General features: G+C 71.7%; 19 protein-coding genes and 1 tRNA gene. 3 read left to right on the top strand and 17 right to left on the bottom strand.

Annotated features, from left to right (window positions below; translation table 11 throughout):
* The first annotated feature begins 69 nt into the window (after positions 1-69).
* Complete coding sequence (locus BMY89_RS15675) at positions 70-1329, top strand: acetyl-CoA C-acetyltransferase (protein WP_092380700.1); 1260 nt, start codon at positions 70-72, stop codon at positions 1327-1329.
* Positions 1330-1335: 6 nt separating this feature from the next.
* On the opposite strand, the gene BMY89_RS15670 is transcribed toward BMY89_RS15675, so the two are convergent.
* From BMY89_RS15670 to BMY89_RS15660, 3 genes are all read right to left on the bottom strand, one after another.
* Entirely contained in the window at positions 1336-1677 is a 342-nt protein-coding gene (locus tag BMY89_RS15670; RefSeq protein WP_372433298.1) for a hypothetical protein, read from the bottom strand.
* A gap of 361 nt (positions 1678-2038) precedes the next feature.
* On the bottom strand, positions 2039-2869 hold the full coding sequence (locus BMY89_RS15665) for a Bax inhibitor-1/YccA family protein (RefSeq protein ID WP_092380699.1): 831 nt from the start codon (positions 2867-2869) through the stop codon (positions 2039-2041).
* A 104-nt stretch (positions 2870-2973) separates the two neighbouring features.
* A tRNA-Leu gene (locus BMY89_RS15660) sits at positions 2974-3054 on the bottom strand.
* A 101-nt stretch (positions 3055-3155) separates the two neighbouring features.
* Here BMY89_RS15660 and BMY89_RS15655 point away from each other — a divergent pair.
* Entirely contained in the window at positions 3156-4040 is an 885-nt protein-coding gene (locus BMY89_RS15655; RefSeq protein ID WP_232521360.1) for a YfhO family protein, read from the top strand.
* Positions 3959-5113 carry a hypothetical protein gene (locus BMY89_RS15650; RefSeq protein WP_092380698.1) on the top strand — a complete coding sequence of 385 codons (1155 nt, stop codon included), beginning with the start codon at positions 3959-3961 and terminating at the stop codon, positions 5111-5113. Before BMY89_RS15655 ends, BMY89_RS15650 begins: the two co-directional genes overlap by 82 nt.
* A 4-nt stretch (positions 5114-5117) precedes the next feature.
* On the opposite strand, the gene BMY89_RS15645 is transcribed toward BMY89_RS15650, so the two are convergent.
* The 14 genes from BMY89_RS15645 to eno all read right to left on the bottom strand — a co-directional run bounded on the left by BMY89_RS15645 (position 5118) and on the right by eno (position 17289).
* Complete coding sequence (locus tag BMY89_RS15645; RefSeq protein ID WP_092380697.1) at positions 5118-6443, bottom strand: NAD(P)/FAD-dependent oxidoreductase; 1326 nt, start codon at positions 6441-6443, stop codon at positions 5118-5120.
* A gap of 156 nt (positions 6444-6599) precedes the next feature.
* Complete coding sequence (locus tag BMY89_RS15640) at positions 6600-7163, bottom strand: hypothetical protein (protein WP_372433299.1); 564 nt, start codon at positions 7161-7163, stop codon at positions 6600-6602.
* Positions 7164-7230: 67 nt separating this feature from the next.
* Entirely contained in the window at positions 7231-8649 is a 1419-nt protein-coding gene (locus BMY89_RS15635; protein WP_092380695.1) for a DUF58 domain-containing protein, read from the bottom strand.
* A 6-nt stretch (positions 8650-8655) separates the two neighbouring features.
* Positions 8656-9663: an AAA family ATPase gene (locus BMY89_RS15630; RefSeq protein ID WP_092380694.1), complete on the bottom strand. Its 1008-nt coding sequence runs from the start codon at positions 9661-9663 to the stop codon at positions 8656-8658.
* The gene (locus BMY89_RS15625; protein ID WP_092380693.1) at positions 9663-10250 is read right to left on the bottom strand and encodes a hypothetical protein; all 588 of its coding nucleotides are present in this window, start codon (positions 10248-10250) and stop codon (positions 9663-9665) included. The genes BMY89_RS15630 and BMY89_RS15625 overlap by 1 nt, the downstream gene beginning before the upstream one ends.
* 22 nt (positions 10251-10272) lie before the next feature.
* Complete coding sequence (locus tag BMY89_RS15620) at positions 10273-10992, bottom strand: DUF4129 domain-containing protein (protein WP_092380692.1); 720 nt, start codon at positions 10990-10992, stop codon at positions 10273-10275.
* Positions 10993-11068: 76 nt separating this feature from the next.
* A complete protein-coding gene (locus tag BMY89_RS15615; RefSeq protein ID WP_092380691.1) occupies positions 11069-11782 on the bottom strand; it encodes a uracil-DNA glycosylase in 714 nt (237 codons plus the stop codon).
* Positions 11783-11801: 19 nt separating this feature from the next.
* Positions 11802-12488 carry a dienelactone hydrolase family protein gene (locus BMY89_RS15610; RefSeq protein ID WP_092380690.1) on the bottom strand — a complete coding sequence of 229 codons (687 nt, stop codon included), beginning with the start codon at positions 12486-12488 and terminating at the stop codon, positions 11802-11804.
* 212 nt (positions 12489-12700) lie between these two features.
* A complete protein-coding gene (locus tag BMY89_RS15605) occupies positions 12701-13126 on the bottom strand; it encodes an LppU/SCO3897 family protein (RefSeq protein WP_092380689.1) in 426 nt (141 codons plus the stop codon).
* A 115-nt stretch (positions 13127-13241) separates the two neighbouring features.
* Complete coding sequence (locus tag BMY89_RS15600; protein WP_092380688.1) at positions 13242-14180, bottom strand: Ppx/GppA phosphatase family protein; 939 nt, start codon at positions 14178-14180, stop codon at positions 13242-13244.
* Between the two features lie 52 nt (positions 14181-14232).
* On the bottom strand, positions 14233-14745 hold the full coding sequence (locus tag BMY89_RS15595) for an amino-acid N-acetyltransferase (RefSeq protein ID WP_092380847.1): 513 nt from the start codon (positions 14743-14745) through the stop codon (positions 14233-14235).
* A 23-nt stretch (positions 14746-14768) separates the two neighbouring features.
* The gene (locus BMY89_RS15590; RefSeq protein WP_092380687.1) at positions 14769-15326 is read right to left on the bottom strand and encodes a DUF501 domain-containing protein; all 558 of its coding nucleotides are present in this window, start codon (positions 15324-15326) and stop codon (positions 14769-14771) included.
* A 33-nt stretch (positions 15327-15359) separates the two neighbouring features.
* On the bottom strand, positions 15360-15977 hold the full coding sequence (locus BMY89_RS15585) for an FtsB family cell division protein (RefSeq protein ID WP_092380846.1): 618 nt from the start codon (positions 15975-15977) through the stop codon (positions 15360-15362).
* A 28-nt stretch (positions 15978-16005) separates the two neighbouring features.
* Positions 16006-17289 carry a phosphopyruvate hydratase gene (eno, locus tag BMY89_RS15580; protein WP_092380686.1) on the bottom strand — a complete coding sequence of 428 codons (1284 nt, stop codon included), beginning with the start codon at positions 17287-17289 and terminating at the stop codon, positions 16006-16008.
* Between the last annotated feature and the right edge of the window lie 143 nt (positions 17290-17432).

Genomic DNA, 17432 nt, shown 5'->3' with positions numbered 1-17432 from the left:
GCGGAGGGTGACATTTCCCGGCGGCCAGAAAACTTCCGCTGCAAGTTACCAGCAAGTTAACGTGGGCGCATGCCGATTGAGTCGTCCCGCGACGCCGTGATCGTCGCCACCGCCCGTTCCCCCATCGGCCGGGCCCACAAGGGGTCCCTGCGCGATCTCCGCCCGGACGACCTCGCCGCGACCATCGTGCGGGCCGCCCTGGACAAGCTCCCCCAGCTCGATCCGCAGCAGATCGACGACCTCTACCTCGGATGCGGCCTGCCCGGCGGCGAGCAGGGCTTCAACATGGCCCGAGTGGTCGCCGTGCTGATGGGCCTCGACGGCCTGCCGGGGGCCACGCTCACCCGCTACTGCGCCTCCTCGTTGCAGACCACCCGGATGGCGATGCACGCGATCCGGGCCGGCGAGGGCGATGTCTTCATCTCCGCCGGTGTCGAGGCCGTCTCCCGCTACGCCCGGGGCAGCTCCGACGGCCTGCCCCCGGAGGCGCAGGCCCTGCTCGGCCGATGGGAGAACCCGCGTTTCGCGGAGGCTCGCGAGAGGTCCAAGTCGCGCACCGAGGCCGACGCGCCGGTCTGGACCGACCCGCGCGAGAAGAACGCACTGCCGGACGTCTACCTGGCGATGGGGCAGACCGCCGAGAATCTCGCCCAGATCCACGACGTCAGCCGTGCGGACATGGACGCCTTCGGAGTACGCAGCCAGAACCTGACCGAGAAGGCGATCAACGACGGCTTCTGGGCCCGCGAGATCACCCCGGTCACCACACCCGACGGCACCGTGGTCAGCGCCGACGACGGCCCCCGTGCCGGGGTCACCCTGGAGGCCGTCTCCGCCCTCAAGCCGGTCTTCCGCCCCGACGGTCGGATCACCGCCGGCAACTGCTGCCCGCTGAACGACGGTGCCGCCGCTGTGGTGGTGATGAGCGCTCAGCGCGCCGACGAACTGGGCATCACCCCGCTTGCCAGGATCGTCTCCACGGGAGTGACCGCGCTGTCGCCGGAGATCATGGGCCTCGGCCCGGTCGAGGCCAGCCGACAGGCGCTGGCGCGGGCCGGCATGACCATCGACGACGTCGACCTGGTCGAGATCAACGAGGCGTTCGCCGCGCAGGTGATCCCGTCGTACCGCCAGCTCGGCATCCCCGAGGAGAAGCTGAACGTGATGGGCGGCGCAATCGCCGTCGGCCACCCCTTCGGCATGACCGGCGCCCGGATCACCGGCACGCTGCTCAACGCCCTGCAGTGGCACGACAAGACCATCGGCCTGGAGACGATGTGCGTCGGCGGCGGCCAGGGCATGGCGATGGTCGTCGAGCGCCTCAGCTGAGACCAGCTACAGCACGGTCCGGGTCGCGGCCACCTCTGCGGCGGCCCGGACCAGCACCCCGTCGTCCGGTCCGGCGGCGAGCAGGTCGGCCGCGACCACCCGCAACTGGTCGGGCAGGGCGAGGTCGTTGTCGAGCCGGGGTACGGTGCGCCGGGGCTCCCCCTCCGCGTCGGCGGCAAGGTTGGCGATCTCCTGCACCAGCCGGTGCACCAGATCCGCCCGGGAGACGTTGCCGCCCGACGTGACGGCCGCCCAGCGCGGCTGCTGCCAGTGCGCGACCTGCCGCACCAGCAACTCCACCGCCCGCGCAACCTCCACCCCACCCGACACCCCCCGCACTCTACGCACCCACCCCCACCCCCCGCCCCGCCCCGCAGCACCGCCAACCTTCCTGGACACCACACTGGCGCCGACCCAGGAGTGTTGATCAAGAGGTTTTGGTCCAGCCCGGAGATCGAACTGGACCAAAACCTCTTGATCAACACCACCCCGCCGCCCGCGTTGGTGTTGGCGTTGGCGCCGATCATGCAGTTGTGGTCGGGTGCATATCGGCGCAATCGGGTTATTTCGGGGACCATAAGTGCATGATCGGCGGGGCTGGGTGGGTGGCAGCCGGTGGGTGGGGTGGTGGCGGGTGGGTGGGTGGGTGGAAGACGACGGCGCCCGCCCCGGGGTGGGGGCGGGCGCCGTCGGGTGCTGGGCGGCGAGGTCAGTCGTCGCCTTGGAAGTAGCTCAGCAGACGCAGCATCTCGATGTAGAGCCAGATCAGGCTGACCAGGATGCCGAAGGCGGCCACCCAGGAGTAGCGCTGCGGCAGGCCCATCCGGACGCCGTCCTCAACCTCTTTGAAGCTGAGGATGAAGCTCAGCGAGGCGACCACGATGCAGACGATGCTGAACCCGATGGCCAGCGGACTGCCGTCGCGCAGACCGGTGTTGACCCCGAACATCGCCAGCACCAGGTTGATCAGCATGACGGCGAACAGCCCTGCCATCACCGCGATCATGCCCTTGACGAACTTCGGCGTCGCCCGGATGACCCGCGCCCGGTAGAGCATGGCCATCACGAAGAAGACACCGAAGGTGGCGGTCACCGCCTGGATCACGATGCCGTCGTACAGCGACTCGAAGAACTTGCTGAGCGCGCCGACGAGAACACCCTCGACAACGGCGTACGCGACGACCAGCGCCGGGTTCGCCATCCGGGAGAACGAGATGATCAGACCGAGCACCAGACCGACGACAGCCGCGCCGATCCAGGCGACGCCGAGCATCGAGTCGGGCACCAGCACCCAGGCAGCCGCGGCGGAGACGCCGAGGATGGCCAGGAGCGTGACCGTCTTGACCACCACGTCGTCGATCGACATGGGGGTGACCGCCGGCGGGGCGGACGGGAAACCCGGTGCACCGGGGTAACCGGCCTGCGGGGACTGCTGCGGATAGCCGGGCTGTCCGTACGGCCCGGTCGGAGCGTACCCAGCGGCACGCTCCCGCTCGGCCGCCTGGCCGAGCCGGGCGAGCACCGGGTTCGAAGTCTTCACTGTCTGGCCTCCCTAAGGGGGTCGTGGCACGTCAACGCGCGCTATCAAGAGTAAACGCACGGGCCAGCCCGGTGTTCCTCGGCTTGCTGAGGGAACGCTGAGAGTGCCCGGGGCGGGGGTCGAACCCGCATGCCTTGCGGCAGCCGCTTTTAAGGCGGCCGTGTCTACCGTTCCACCACCCGGGCGGGTGACCCCGACGCGCCGGTACGCGCGGTGCAGTGCCACGGTAGCGGGTTCGTGGCCACTGCGGCGTCCCCCACCGATCACCGCCACTATGGTCGAGCCCGTGAGCAGCCCCGCATCCACCGCTCCCGACGACGTGGCCGAGCGGACCGGCCACGCCGTCGGACGGAAACACCTGCGCCGGCTGACCGGCGCCGCCACCCGGCACCGGATCGACCTGCTCGTGGGGTTGTTGTTCGTGGCGTTGGCCGGCTGGCTCACCCACGGGCTCTGGCCCGATCCGACCGGGCGGGTGCTCTCCCTCAACCCGGAGGACCAGGTCCTCTACGAGTGGTTCCTGGCGGTCGATGCGCGGGCGGTGTTTGGCGACGTCGGCCTGTCCACCGACCGCCTCAACGCCCCTACCGGAGTGAACCTGATGGCCAACACCTCGGTCATCGCGCTCGGCGTGCTGTTCGCGCCGGTCACTCTGCTGTTCGGTGCACCGGTCACCTTCGCCCTGCTCGTGGCGGGCAACCTCGCCGGGACCGCGACCGCCTGGTACCTCCTCTTCAGCCGTACCCTGCGGGCCCACCGGGCGGCGGCCCTCCTGGGCGGCGCACTGTGCGGCTTCGGCCCGGGGATGCTGTCACAGAGCAACAGCCACCTGCACATGACCGCGCAGTGGCTGCTCCCCGTCATCGTCTGGCTGGTCGTACGCCTGCTGCGGGCCGCCGACCCCGCCGCCGGGCGACCCGACCCAGGTCCCGGCCGTGGCCCGACCGGCCGTGGCCCGACCAGCCATAGCCCGACCAGCCATAGCCCGACCAGCCATAGCCCGACCAGCCATAGCCCGACCACCGTGGCCGGGTTGGCGGTAGGCAGGCCAGCCCTGGGCCGGACCGCCGACGTCTGGTCACCTCGGCGGTGGGGCTCGCCGCCGCCGTCTCGGCCCAGGTGTTCATCGGTGAAGAGGTGCTGTTCCTCGGTGCCCTCACCCTGTCGGTGATGGCGGTGACGGTGATCGTCGTGGACCGCGACCTGGCCCGCCGCGCGCTGCCCGCCTTCGTCGGTGGGATGGCGCTCGCCGCCGGCCTGGCCCTGCTGGTGCTCGCCCGCCCGCTGTGGTTCCAGTTCGCCGGCCCGCTGGGGGTCGCGGACGGCATGTTCAGCCCGCACTACTTCTCGGCCGACCTGCGCAGTTGGTGGGCGATCTCACCGCTGAGCCTCGTCGGGAGCGACAGTTCGGCCGGGCTGAGCACCGGCCCGGCCGAGTACAACACCTTCCTCGGCTGGCCGCTGCTGCTGGTCACCGCCGGCTGCGTGCTCTGGCTGGGCCGCCGCCCACTCGTGCTGGCCTGCGCCGTCGGCATCCTGGTGATGGCCACGCTCTCGCTCGGTCCCGAGGTGGTCTTCGACCGGGAGGGCACCGGCATACCCGGGCCGTACGCGCTGCTGTCCGGGCTGCCCGTGGTGGACGGCGCGCTGCCGATGCGATTCGCCCTGGCCGTGCCGCCGTTGGTGGCGACGATCCTGGTGCTGGCAGTGGACCGGGCGCTACGGGCCGGCGGCCGTCCGCGGCGGCTGGCACTGGTGGCCGTCGCCGTGGCCCTGCTGCCGCTGGTACCGGCGCCGCTGCCCACCGCACACCGCCCGCCGGTGCCGGAGTTCATCACGGCCGGCCACTGGCGGACCTGCGTCGAGCCGGGCGGCGTACTGGTGCCGGTGCCCCTGGCGACACCGAAGGAGCCCTGGCCGATGCGTTGGGCGACCGCCGCGGGCACCCGGTTCGGTTTGCCGGAAGGCTTCTTCATCGGCCCGCACGGCCGGGGCGGCAGCGCCGCGATGGGTGCCGCCCCACGACCGACCTCCAGGCTGCTGGCCGAAGTGGCCAAGACCGGTCTACGGCCGGCTGTCGGCGAGGAACAGCGCCGACGCGCCGCAGCCGACATCGCGCACTGGAACGCCTCGTGCGTGGTGTTGGCGGTCGCCACGCCACACGCCGACAGCCTTCGCCTGACGCTCGAGTCGCTCTACGGGCCGTCGACGCGGATCGCCGACGCCTGGATCTGGCGCGTCTGAGGTCCTAGACCTTGGCCGGAGGCTGGGACGCCTCGGCGAACTCCTCGCGCGGGTCGTGCAGCTGACCGAGGGCGACCACCTCACGCTTGAGGAAGAACGCCAGCGTCCAGTCGACCACCACCCGGACCTTGCGGTTGAGCGAGGGGATCCGGCTCATGTGGTACGTCCGGTGCATGAACCACGCCGGCCACCCGGTCATCTTGATGCCGTACACCTGGGCCACGCCCTTGTGCAGGCCGAGGCTGGCCACGCTGCCGGCATGCTTGTGCTTGTAGTCGACCGGCTCCCGGCCACGGATCACGGCCACGATGTTGTCGGCCATCCGCTGGGCCTGGCGCACCGCGTGCTGGGCGCTCGGCGAGCAGTAGTTGCCCGGCGGCTTGGTCAGGTCCGGCACGGCAGCGCAGTCACCCGCGCTCCAGGCGCCCTCGACCACGCGGTCACCGTCGACCACCTGGAGGGTCGGCAGGCAGGTGACCCGGCGCCGCTCCTCGCGGGGGAAGTCGGTCGCGTCCAGCATCGGCGACGGCTTCACCCCCGCCGTCCAGACGATGGTGTCGGAGCTGAAGCTGTCGCCGTCAGAGAGCTTGACGACCCCGTCGACGCAGGACTCCAGCCGAGTGTCCAGCCGGATGTCCATGTCCCGCTTCAGCAACTGCTGCACCGTGTAGGCACCCATGTCCCGGTCGACCTCGGGCAGCACCCGCTGGGTGGCCTCGACCAGCACCCACCGCATGTCCGACGTGTTCAGCTCCGGGTAGTACTTCAGGGCGTGCCGGGCCATGTCCTCCATCTCGGCGAGCGCCTCGATCCCGGCGTACCCGCCGCCGACGAAGACGAAGGTCAGCGCCCGACGGCGCACCTCGGGGTCGGTCGTCGCGGCGGCCACGTCCAGCTGTTCGAGTACGTGGTTACGCAGGTAGATGGCCTCACCGATGGTCTTGAAGCCGATGCCGTGCTCGTGCAGGCCGGGGATGGGCAGGGTCCGGGAGACCGAACCGGGGGCGATCACGACGTGGTCGTACGCGATGTCCCGGGGCGGGCCGATGATCGGCTGCACGGTGGCGGTCCGGCTCGCGTGGTCGATCCGGGTCACCGCACCAGCCACCACCGTGCACCGGCGCAACTCGCGACGCAGCGGCACCACCGAGTGTCGTGGGGAGATGTTTCCCGCCGCGGCCTCGGGCAGGAACGGCTGGTACGTCATGTGCGGCTGGGGGTCGACGACGATGACCTCGGCCTCACGGGAACTCAGCTTCTTAGACAGGCGCAGCGCCGCGTAGAGACCGACGTGCCCGGCACCCACCACAAGGATCCGCTTCGGAGTCACGCTTCCATCATTCCCCCAGCGGCTGCGGTAATCCCGTTCGCAGCCCTCTTCTGTGACCGAGCACAATCCCGCTGTGACCCGCGCAACCCACGCCGCGCAGACCACTGCGGACACCGCGGCACAGGTAGTCACCCAGGTGCTCTCCCGGCCCGCGAGTCACCTACGTCGCAGCAGCCCGGCCAGCAACGCGGTCACCCCAACGGAGAGCAGCAGACCGGCGATGGTGACCGCCTGCCAGCCGCTGCCGCCGGCACCGACGCCGGAGAGTTCGAGCAGCAGCACCCCGAGCACCGACGTGGCGAGCAACACGCCGGCAGCCCGGGTGAGCCAACGCACCATCACGTCCGGGTCAACCACCGCGTCGTACGGCAGCACCGCGACCAGCGCGCAGAGCGTGTGCGTGAGGTAGAGCGCCACCGCCACCGCCATCAGCCGCCACAGCGCGATCGGCCGACCGTACCCGTCGGTGGCCAGCAACCAACCGGCGACCGTGACCAGCGCCGCGAAGGTCGGCCAGAACCGGCGTGGCGCCACTGCGGGCAGCACCGCGACCGCGACCAGGGGACCCAACGCCTCCCCCGCGACGACCTCGGCGGGAAACGCCAGCAACAACCCCACCAACGTGCTGAGGAGGATCGCCACCCGGACCAGGACGGGAGCCAGGGAGATGCGCCCGGCGACCGTCCGCAACGCCCGTGCCCGCCCGGTGACCGCGTCGATCATCGCGCTCACCGAGCCAACCCTTCGTTCGCGACTGCGGGACTCCGCTGCGCTGCATTCCTCGCGCTCACCGGCCACCGACCCTGGGGGCGGTGGCCAGCCTGGCCACGTCGCGCAGCACCTGGTCGAGGCTGCCCGCACCGGCCCACGGCACCACTGGCACGCCGTGTTCGCGCAACTGCGCGATCATGGTGTCCCGGTCCAGCCGCCACAGCCGGTACGCCACCTCGGCCCAGCCCCGATCCTTCGGCGGTGACAGGTCGACCGGGAGGGTGTCCACGGCCACCACGAACCGTCCCGAGCGGGCCAACCGGGCCAACATCTGTGCCGACCGCTCCTCCAACAGTGGCGTGAGCACCACCACCAGCGCGTCGGCGGAGAGCAACTGCGGCCCGAACACCTGGTCGTACGGCTCGTGCGGGGAGGACTGTGCCTTGACCTCGAGCAGCCACTCCAGGACGGTCAGGTACTGCCGGCGTCCGGTCGCCGGTCGCAGCCGCCGGGCGCTCGGACCGTACTCCAGCAACGCCACCCGGTCGCCGCGGTGCAGGTAGTGCTCGGCGATGGCGGCGGCTGCCCGGACCGTGGTGTCCAGCACCGACGCCGTACCGGTGATCCCACCGGAGCGGCCCGCCTCGGCCAGCACGTCGAGCAGCACCACCACCTCGGCGTCCCGGTCGGAGAGGGTGGCTGCCACGTGCAGTTGGCGAGCCCGCAGCGACACCCGCCAGTCGATGCGACGCAGCCGGTCACCGGGGGCGAAGACCCGTACCCCGGCCAGCTCGCCGCCCTCGCCGGGACGCCGCGAGTGGTGCGCGCCGACCAGCCCGGCGGCCCGGGGCATCGCCTCGACCGCCTCGAACGGCTCGGTCTTCGGGTACACCTTGGCACGGATCGGCTCGGCGATCACCGCGCGCGAGACCAGCAGGCCGTGCGCCGCCGCGACCCGGGCGCCCGCCGGGCCGAACGGATGCCGCCCCCAGCGCAGCGCGGTGCCGGCCAGCTCCAGATCGACGGCGGTCTCCGCAGCCACCGAGGTCACGAATGGCCGGTCCGCCACCGCCGGTCGGCCGGCGGCGCGGCCGTCACCGGCGGATCGGTCATCACCGGCGGCGCGACCGATGCCGGCCACGGTGCCGCCGGCGAGAGTCGCCCGCTCGATGCGCAGCCAGGGTGAGACCCGGGCGCGCAGCACCGCCACGTCGTAACTGACCGCACCGGGGTTACCGACGCTGACCGTGCCCGCCACGTCGCCGCCCTCCACCAGGTGCCCGTCGTCCCCGCTGATCCAGACCCGGGGCGGCTCAGTCGGGCGGCGGCGCAACGCGTACGCGGTGCCGAGCGCGAACGGGGTCGCCAGCACGACCAGGTCCACCCGCCCCAACACCACCGCGGCGACCAGGAGCAGGCCGGTGAGCAGCACCGCTCGGCCGAACGCCCAGGTGGGCGTCCAGATGGTCGGTGCCGGCCGGTCCGGGTTGCTCACGACGGGTCAGTTTCCCTGCCGACCGGCGGCGTAGCTGGGCAGGGCACCGCTGGCCGGCGCCGGGGTGCCGTCGAGGACCTCACCGACCACGAAGGACGGATCCACCCGACGCAGCCACATCTCCGGCCGCAGCGTGATCCGGTGCGACAGGGCCGGCGCCGCCACGTCCTTCACGTCCTCGGGCACCACGTAGTCCCGCCCGGAGAACACGGCGCGTACCCGGGCCAGCAGCAGCAACGCCAACGAGCCGCGCGGTGAGGCACCCACCAGCACCGACGGATGCTCCCGGGTGGCCGCGGTGAGTGCCACGATGTAGCGGCCGACCGAGTCCTCGACCACCACGTCCTCCAGCGCCGCCTGCATGGCGCGCAGCGTGCCGGCGTCGACGACCGGCTTGATGTCGGCCTCCTCGCGGCGGCGCGCCATCCGCCGGCGCAGCACCTCCCACTCCTCTTCCTGATCCGGGTAGCCGAACGACACCCGCAGCAGGAACCGGTCCAACTGCGCCTCCGGCAGCGGGTAGGTGCCCTCGTACTCGATCGGGTTGGCGGTGGCGAGCACATGGAACGGCTCGTCCAGCCGGTAGGTCACGCCCTCCACCGAGACCTGCTTCTCCTGCATCGCCTCCAGCAGCGCCGACTGGGTCTTCGGCGGGGTCCGGTTGATCTCGTCGGCGAGCAGCAGGTTGGTGAAGACCGGCCCGGCCCGGAACGTGAAGTCACCGGTGCGCTGGTCGTAGAGGAACGAACCGGTGACGTCGGCGGGCAGCAGGTCGGGGGTGAACTGGAGGCGCCGGAAGTCCAGCCCGAGCGCCTGGGCGAAGGACCGCGCCGTGAGCGTCTTGCCCAGGCCGGGCAGGTCCTCCAGCAGGACGTGCCCGCCGGCGAGGATGCCGGCGAGGACCAGTTCCAGCGAGTCCCGCTTGCCGACCACGACCTGACCCACCGCGTCGAGTACCGCCTTGGCGAGGCGGCCGACCTCGGTGGGGGGCATGGTCCGGCCGACGTCGTTCATCAGATTTTCTCCAGTTCGGCGACGATCGCCGCGAGATCGCGCGGCGAAGGGGTACGGCGGGGCGGGGTCTCCAGGAACGTCCACAGTCGGTCGCCCAGCAGGACCCGCGCCCGAGCCGGATCCGACTCGCGGGTCACACCATGCTTCAGGCGCATCCGCTCGTCGGCAAGTTCGGCGAGGCGGGGCAGGATCACGCTGGTGAACCGTTCGGGCCGCGTCCTGGACCAGTCCAGGGGCACTTCCCAGCCGTTGATCGCGGTACGCAGCGCGTCCCGGGCGTCCCAGTTGTACATACCGTCCTCCTCCCCGCGGCGGGAACGCGACGCGGCGAGCGTGGACCTCGGCGGCGGGGCGAGCGAGGTGACGATACGGCGTATCACCAGCAGCGTGAGCACCGCGGCGACCAGCACCAGCAGCGACACCCGCAGCCCGACCACCCGCAGCCCGACGACCGCCACGGCGGTCACCGCCGCGGTGACACCGAGAACACCGGCCACGGTACGCAGCCGCCCGCCCCGGGCCTGCTCCGGCTGGACCGGTCTTTCCTCCTCGAAGGTGAGCAGGTCGTCGATGCTGGTGCTGCTCATCGCGTCGCTCGCTGCTGCTCGCTCACGGCGTCACCGCTGTGGTGAGTTCGCCACGCAGCCGGCGCAGGGCAGCGCGCGCCTGGTCACGGGTCTGCTCCTCGACTGGGCGGGTGGCGTACCGGGCCTCACGGTAGACGTGGGCCAACTCGGCCAGCACGTCGGCGCTGGCGATCGCCGGCACCCCGGTGGACGGGTCACCGCGCAGCAGCCGGGTGACCAGGTCGGTGGGTGTGTCACCGGTCAGCCGGGGCACACCGGCAGCGGCGGCGGCCTCTTCGAGGCGTACCCAGCAGGCGATCACGGCGGTACGCGGGTCGGTGGCGCGGTCGTCCAACCCGACCAGACCGGCGTCGACGGCCGCCACCACCTCTGCGGCGGTGCCCTCGGCGCTGCGCCGCGCCGGCTGCGACGGCAGTGCCCGGGTGACCCGGCGGGCCGCTCCCCGGATCAGCGTCCAGGCCAGGTACCCGAGAACGACGAGCAGCACCAGCCCGAGCAGCACCAGAGTCACCGTGCCGAGCCAGGACGGGATCTCGGTGCGGGTCTGCTCGGCGGCCTCCCGTGGCTCGGCCGGAATGGACGGCCGGGGGTCCTCGGTCGGGTACTCGAGCACGAAGGGTGCGTCCTTCGCGGCGGGTGGGATCTGGCTGGCGCCGATCGACGAGTGCGCGGCGGCCAGAGCGACGGCGGCCAGCAGGACAATCATCACCGTTACCGGCCACCACCTGCGCAGGAGATCCATCCGGCTACCTCCGGGCCATCGGGGCGTGCGGCCGGCTGCCACGCGTACCGTCCGCCATCGTCACCGCCCCGCAGCCTCAGTCCAACCCGGCCAACCGCTTCGCCCGGGCGAACACATCGTCCAGCATCCCTGGTGTCAGCCGCCCGGTGAAGGTGTTCTGCTGGCTGACGTGGTAACAGCCGAGCAGTTCCGGTACGGCCGTGCCGGACCAGTGTGCCCCATGACCGAACGAGGGGCGCGGGCTGGGCGGACGGAGGCCGTACGCGGAGCGTAACGCAGGCCACCAGGCAGCCCAGGCGAAGGCACCCAGCGCCACCACCACCCGCAGCGTCGGCCGGAGCAGTTCGACTTCCCGGTGCAGCCACGGTGCGCAGGTGTCCCGCTCGGCCGGGGTGGGCTTGTTGTCCGGTGGGGCGCAGCGTACGGCCGCGAAGATCCGCGTCCGCCACAACGCCAGCCCGTCGTCGGCGGCCACACTGGTCGGTTGGTTGGCCAGGCCGGCGCGGTGCAGCGCGGCGAAGAGCACGTCGCCGGAGCGGTCACCGGTGAAGATCCGGCCGGTGCGGTTGCCGCCGTGCGCGGCCGGAGCGAGGCCGAGGATCGCGATCCGGGCGGCCGGGTCGCCGAAGCCGGGCACCGGGCGGCCCCAGTACTCCTGGTCACGGAAGGACGCCCGCTTGGTGCGGGCGACCTCGCTGCGCCAGTCGACCAACCGGGGGCAGGCAGAGCAGTACGTGACGGCCGCGTCGAGGTCGGTCAGGTCGGCCGCCCGCGCGGCGTGAGTGACCACATCCGGGACGGTGTGCGACTCAGCCAAGCTTGGCCCGGAACAGTTCGAGGGTACGAGCCCAGGCGCTGGCGGCGGCCCGCTGGTCGAACTTCTCCGGCCGGTCCTCGTTGAAGAAGGCGTGCGCGGTGCCCGGATAGTCGTGCAGCTGGCAGGTGCCGCCAGCACCTTCGATGGCTCGGCGGACCGATTGGACGCCGGGGTCGGCGGAGGTGCCGTCCGCCTCCGAGCAGTGCACGAGCGCGTCCTTGCCCGCGTAGTCGGTCCACTCGGCGCGCATTCCCTCCCACGGCAGCCGCGGGTAGAAGGCGGCGGTGGCGACGATCCGCTCGGAGAAGTTGGCCGACCACAACGCGAGGCTGGCGCCGGCACAGAAACCGGCGCAGCCGACCTTGCCGGTGACCTCGATACGGCCGGCGAGGTAGTCGGCGGCGGTGGCGATCTCCCGCGCCGTCTCGTCCATCTGCGGCCCGTTCAGCAGCCGCCGGGGCTCGCTCGGCCTACCGGCCGGCTCCCCGTGCCGGAAGTCCGGCGCGAGAGCCACGAAGCCCGCCTCGGCGAAGCGGTCCACCACCGACCGGATGTGGGGTACCAGGCCCCACCAGTCCTGAATCACGATCACCGCGGGGCTGGCCGTGCCGGTGGCGGGTATCGCGAGATATCCCTCACCCGTACCGCCATCGCCACGGTAGGTCACCATCTCGCCCATCGGCCCGTCCTCCTAGCGGTCAGTCATCGTTGGCTGGTCGCCCAGTGGTCTTACGTGCCGGTAGCCTGCCACGCGGTGACCGCCGCCGGGAAGATGCCGGAACAGTGGCATTCACCTCCCGTTCGCGTGGCGGTCGCGCCGGACACGCCGACGGCGGCGCGGACCTGCCGCGCCGCCGTCCGGTGGTGGTGGAAATGGTGCCGGATCGAGCCTCAGACCTTCTTGGTGAGGCAGAGCAGGTAGCCGGTGCCGCCGGGCTTGATGTTGTAGAAGATGAAGTACTCACCCTCCTGGACGTACTGCTCGCAGGCCTCTCCGGACTTGGCCTGCTCCTCGGTCTGACCGTCGACCCGACCGGCCACGTTGTACACGGCGGCCGAGTCGGTGCAGGAAACAACCTTCGCGCCGTCGACCTCGGTCTCCTCGTCTCCGATGGTCTCGGACAACTCGGCGATGCAGTCACCTGCCTTCGCCTCCGCCGCCTCGTCCGAGCCGAAGAAGCCAGCGAGGCCGAACTTCAGGCCGGCCACCACGGCGAAGGCGACGATCACGCCCACGATGCCGAGTAGCTTCTTCCTACCGCCGGACTTCTTCTCCGGCTCGGCCGACGACGCCGGCGGTGCGACTTGCTCTGACACGGATTGTCCTTCCAAGGGGCAGCTGAGCAGACGACACCGTAAGCGATCATCGACGCCGCCCGTTGCCCCGCGAACCTCATCCGTTCAGCTATTTCCACCGATCGCGGCCGTCCGGTCAGGTCAGCCCGGCGAAGCTCCAGGCGATGCCGTCGAGGATGTCGTGCTCGGAGGCGACCACCGCGTCCAGGCCCGCCCGTTCCATGATCACGCGAAGCACCAGGGCGCCCGCGCCGATCACGTCAGCCCGGCCGGGATGCATCACCGGGATCGCCAGCCGCTGTTCCCGGCTCATCGCCAGCAGGTCTGCGGTGACCTCCGCGACCCGCTCGTACGACACCCGGGCGTGATGGATGCGGGCCGGGTCGTACCCGGTGAGGCCCTGGGCGATCGCGACCACGGTGGTGACCGAGCCGGCGAGCCCGACCAGGGTGGCCGCCTCCCGCCCCCGCACGGCGGCCAGCGCCCGGTCCACCGCGACCGCGATGTCGGCCTGCGCAGCAGCGATCTCGTCCAGGCCGGGCGGGTCGCCGTGCAGGTGGCGCTCGGTCATCCGGACGCAGCCGATGTCCACCGAGATCGCCGCGTCGACACCGGCGTCCCGTCGGCCGACGACGAACTCGGTCGAACCGCCGCCGATGTCGACCACCAGGTACGGCGAAGGCGCGTCGGCCGGCAGCCCGCGCACCGCACCGGTGAACGAGAGTCGGGCCTCCTCGTCGCCGCTGACCACCTCCGGCGCGACGCCGAGGGTCTGCTCCACCATGGCCCGGAAATCGGCCGCGTTCTCGGCGTCCCGGGTGGCCGACGTGGCGCACATCCGCACCCGCTCGGCGTGCAGCTTCTCGATCTCGGTGACGTAGTCGGCCAGCGCGACCCGGGTCCGCTCGATCGCCTCCGGAGCGAGGCGACCCGTGGCGTCGACGCCCTGACCCAGCCGGACGATCTCCATCCGGCGGCACAGATCGACCAGCGGCACCGACGGCCCCGCCGACGGGTCGGGCAGGTCGGCGATCAGCAACCGGATCGAGTTGGTGCCGCAGTCGATGGCGGCCACGCGCGTCGTCACGCCGAGAACCCTACAGCGGGGCCCGGACCACCCGACCGGGTCAGAGGCGCAGCAGCATCCGGGTGTTGCCCAGGGTGTTCGGCTTGACCCGCTCCAGGTCGAGGAACTCGGCGACGCCCTCGTCGTAGGAGCGCAGCAGCTGCTCGTAGACCGGGTGCGGCACGGGTGCGCCGTCGATCTCGGTGAAGCCGAACGAGGCGAAGAACCGGGTCTCGAAGGTCAGCACGAAGATCCGTGACACGCCCAGTCCCCGCGCCGCGTCGATCAGCTCGGCGACGATCCGGTGCCCGATCCGCTGCCCCCGGCAGGTCGGGTCGACCGCCACCGTACGGATCTCGGCCAGGTCCTCCCACATCACGTGCAGCGCGCCGCAGCCCACCACCGCGCCGTCGGAGACCCGGCTGGCCACCCGGAACTCCTGCACGTCCTCGTAGAGCGTGACGGTCGCCTTGCTGAGCAGGCGTCGATCGTCGGTGTAGGTGTCCACCAGCCGCCGGATCGCCCGCACGTCGGCGGTTCGGGCCCGCCGGATCACCACCGCATCGGGTGCGATCGTGGCCGGTGCCGGCTCGGCGCTCACTCGGCGTCCGGCACGTCGACGCAGCGGCCCGCCGTCCACCAGGGCTCGACGAGGTCCAGGGTCTCGTCGCCGAACGGGTTGACCCCGGGACCGGCGCCGAGCGCGTGGCCGAGCTGCACGTGCAGGCACTTCACCCGGCCGGGCATGCCACCGGCCGAGATGCCGGCGATCTCGGGCACCTCGGCGACGGCCGCCCGACGGGTCAGGTAGTCCTCGTGCGCGGCGCGGTACCGGGCGGCCAGCTCCGGATCGGTGGCCAGCCGGTCCGCCATCTCCCGCATCACCCCGGCCGACTCGAGTCGGCTGCACGCCGCGGTGGCCCGGGGACAGGTCAGATAGAACAGCGTCGGGAACGGGGTGCCGTCGGCCAGTCGGGGCGTCGTCTCCACCACGTCGGGCAGGCCACACGGGCATCGGTGGGCCACCGCGCGGGTACCGCGTGGCGGGCGGCCGAGCTGCGCGGCCACCGCGGCCAGGTCGGCGTCGGTGGCCACCTCCCGCGCCGGTGGGGGTACGGAGGCCGCCGCCGGCTCCTGCGGTGGTACGCCAGTCACGGTGCCATCTCTCGTTCGGTGCTCAGTTGGTGCTCACTCGTCGGTCTGGTTGGCATCGGCGGCGCGCACGCTCGACCAGAGGGTGTCGTACCAGGTGCCCGGGGTGACCGGTGCCGTCGGGTCGGTGACGCCCGCGTCCCGGGCCGCGCCGGACGGGTCGTCGAGCAGCAGCACCATCTTCTCGCCGCGCCGGGTCATGAAGAACCGCTCCCGCGCCATTGCCTCGATGTACGCGTCGTCCTGCCACTTCTCCGCCTCGGTGGTCAGCTCGGCGATCAGCTTCCGCTGGGCGGCCTGCGAAGCCTCCATCCGCTCGATGTCGGCCTGCTGGTCGAGGTAGACCCGGACGGGATAGGTGTAGGCGAGGGCGAGCGCGATCAACACCGCGAACAGCACGGTGGCCCGCCCGGTGAGACCTCGGGATCGGGGTGCGGCCAGCCGGGTGACCGCGCCGCCGGCCGCCGCCCGGCGGGCGGCGGCGGGCCGCTTCGCGGAGCGTACGCCCTCGGAGCCGCGGCCGGCCGACGGCGCCCGACCGGCCGCGGCGCGCGACTCGGCACGGACACCGCCGTCGCGGGCCGTACCGGGCCGCCCGGCGCGACCCGGCTGGCGGGCCGGACGCTGACCACCCGGCGTGCGGCGCTGCTGCATCACACCCCTCCCCCGAGGTCCGGCACTCTCAGGCGGAACGGTAGCGCGGGAACGCGCCCGCTCCGGCGTACCGCGCCGCGTCGGCCAGCTCCTCCTCGATACGCAGGAGCTGGTTGTACTTGGCGACGCGGTCCGACCGGGCCGGGGCACCGGTCTTGATCTGGCCGCAGCCGGTGGCCACCGCCAGGTCGGCGATGGTGGTGTCCTCGGTCTCGCCGGAGCGGTGGCTCATCATGCACTTGAAGCCGGCCCGGTGGGCCAGGTCCACCGCGTCCAGCGTCTCGGTCAGCGAACCGATCTGGTTGACCTTGACCAGCACCGCGTTCGCCGCCTTCTCCGCGATGCCCCGGGCGATGCGCTGCGGGTTGGTGACGAACAGGTCGTCGCCGACGATCTGCACCCGGTCGCCGATCGCGGCGGTCAGCGTCTGCCAGCCGGTCCAGTCGTCCTCCGCCAGCGGGTCCTCGATGGAGACGATCGGGTACGCGTCGGCGAGCTTGGTGTAGTACTCGCTCATCTCCTCGGCGCTCTTGGCCACACCCTCGAAGGTGTAGCTGCCGTCGGCGAAGAACTCGGTGGCGGCCACGTCGAGGGCGAAGACGATGTCGGTGCCGAGCCGGTAGCCGGCCTTCTCCACCGCCTCGGCGATCAGGTCCAGCGCGGCGGCGTTGGTCGGCAGGTTCGGCGCGAAGCCGCCCTCGTCACCGAGACCGGTCGACAGGTCCTTCTTCTTCAGCACCGACTTGAGCGCGTGGTAGACCTCGGCACCGGAGCGCAGCGCCTCGCGGAAGCTGGGCGCGCCGATCGGCGCGATCATGAATTCCTGGATGTCGACGTTGCTGTCGGCGTGCGCCCCGCCGTTGAGGATGTTCATCATCGGCACCGGCAGCAGGTGGGCGTTCGGCCCACCCAGGTAACGGAACAGGCTCAGGTCGGCGCTGCCGGCCGCGGCCTTGGCCACCGCCAGGGAGACCCCGAGGATGGCGTTGGCGCCCAACTCGGCCTTGTTGTCGGTGCCGTCGATGTCGAGCATCCGCTGGTCGATCGCCCGCTGCTCGCTGGCCTCGTAGCCGATCAGCTGGTCGACGATCCGGTCCTCGATGTTGGCGACCGCCTTCTCCACTCCCTTGCCCAGGTAGCGGCCCTTGTCACCGTCGCGCAGCTCGATCGCCTCGAAGGCGCCGGTGGAGGCGCCGGAGGGCACCGCCGCCCGCGAGATCGTCCCGTCGTCGAGCCCGACCTCGACCTCGACCGTCGGGTTACCCCGCGAGTCCAGGATCTCCCGAGCCTCGATTACCTCGATGGTTGCCACTGAGTTGCTCCTCGTTCGTGTGGTCTCGTCCGGTATCGGCCGCGACGGTGCGGCTGAGGCAGGTGTTGAACGCAGCGTATCGGTCCTCGCCCCAGCGCACCGCGACCGGGCGGCCCAACCACTACGCTCCGCCTTCTGGCAGG

The sequence above is a fragment of the Micromonospora phaseoli genome (assembly GCF_900109115.1).
Lineage (GTDB): Bacteria > Actinomycetota > Actinomycetes > Mycobacteriales > Micromonosporaceae > Micromonospora > Micromonospora phaseoli.
The sequence above is the reverse complement of the archived record's forward strand: the minus strand, read 5'-3'. Positions and strand labels throughout refer to the sequence as shown.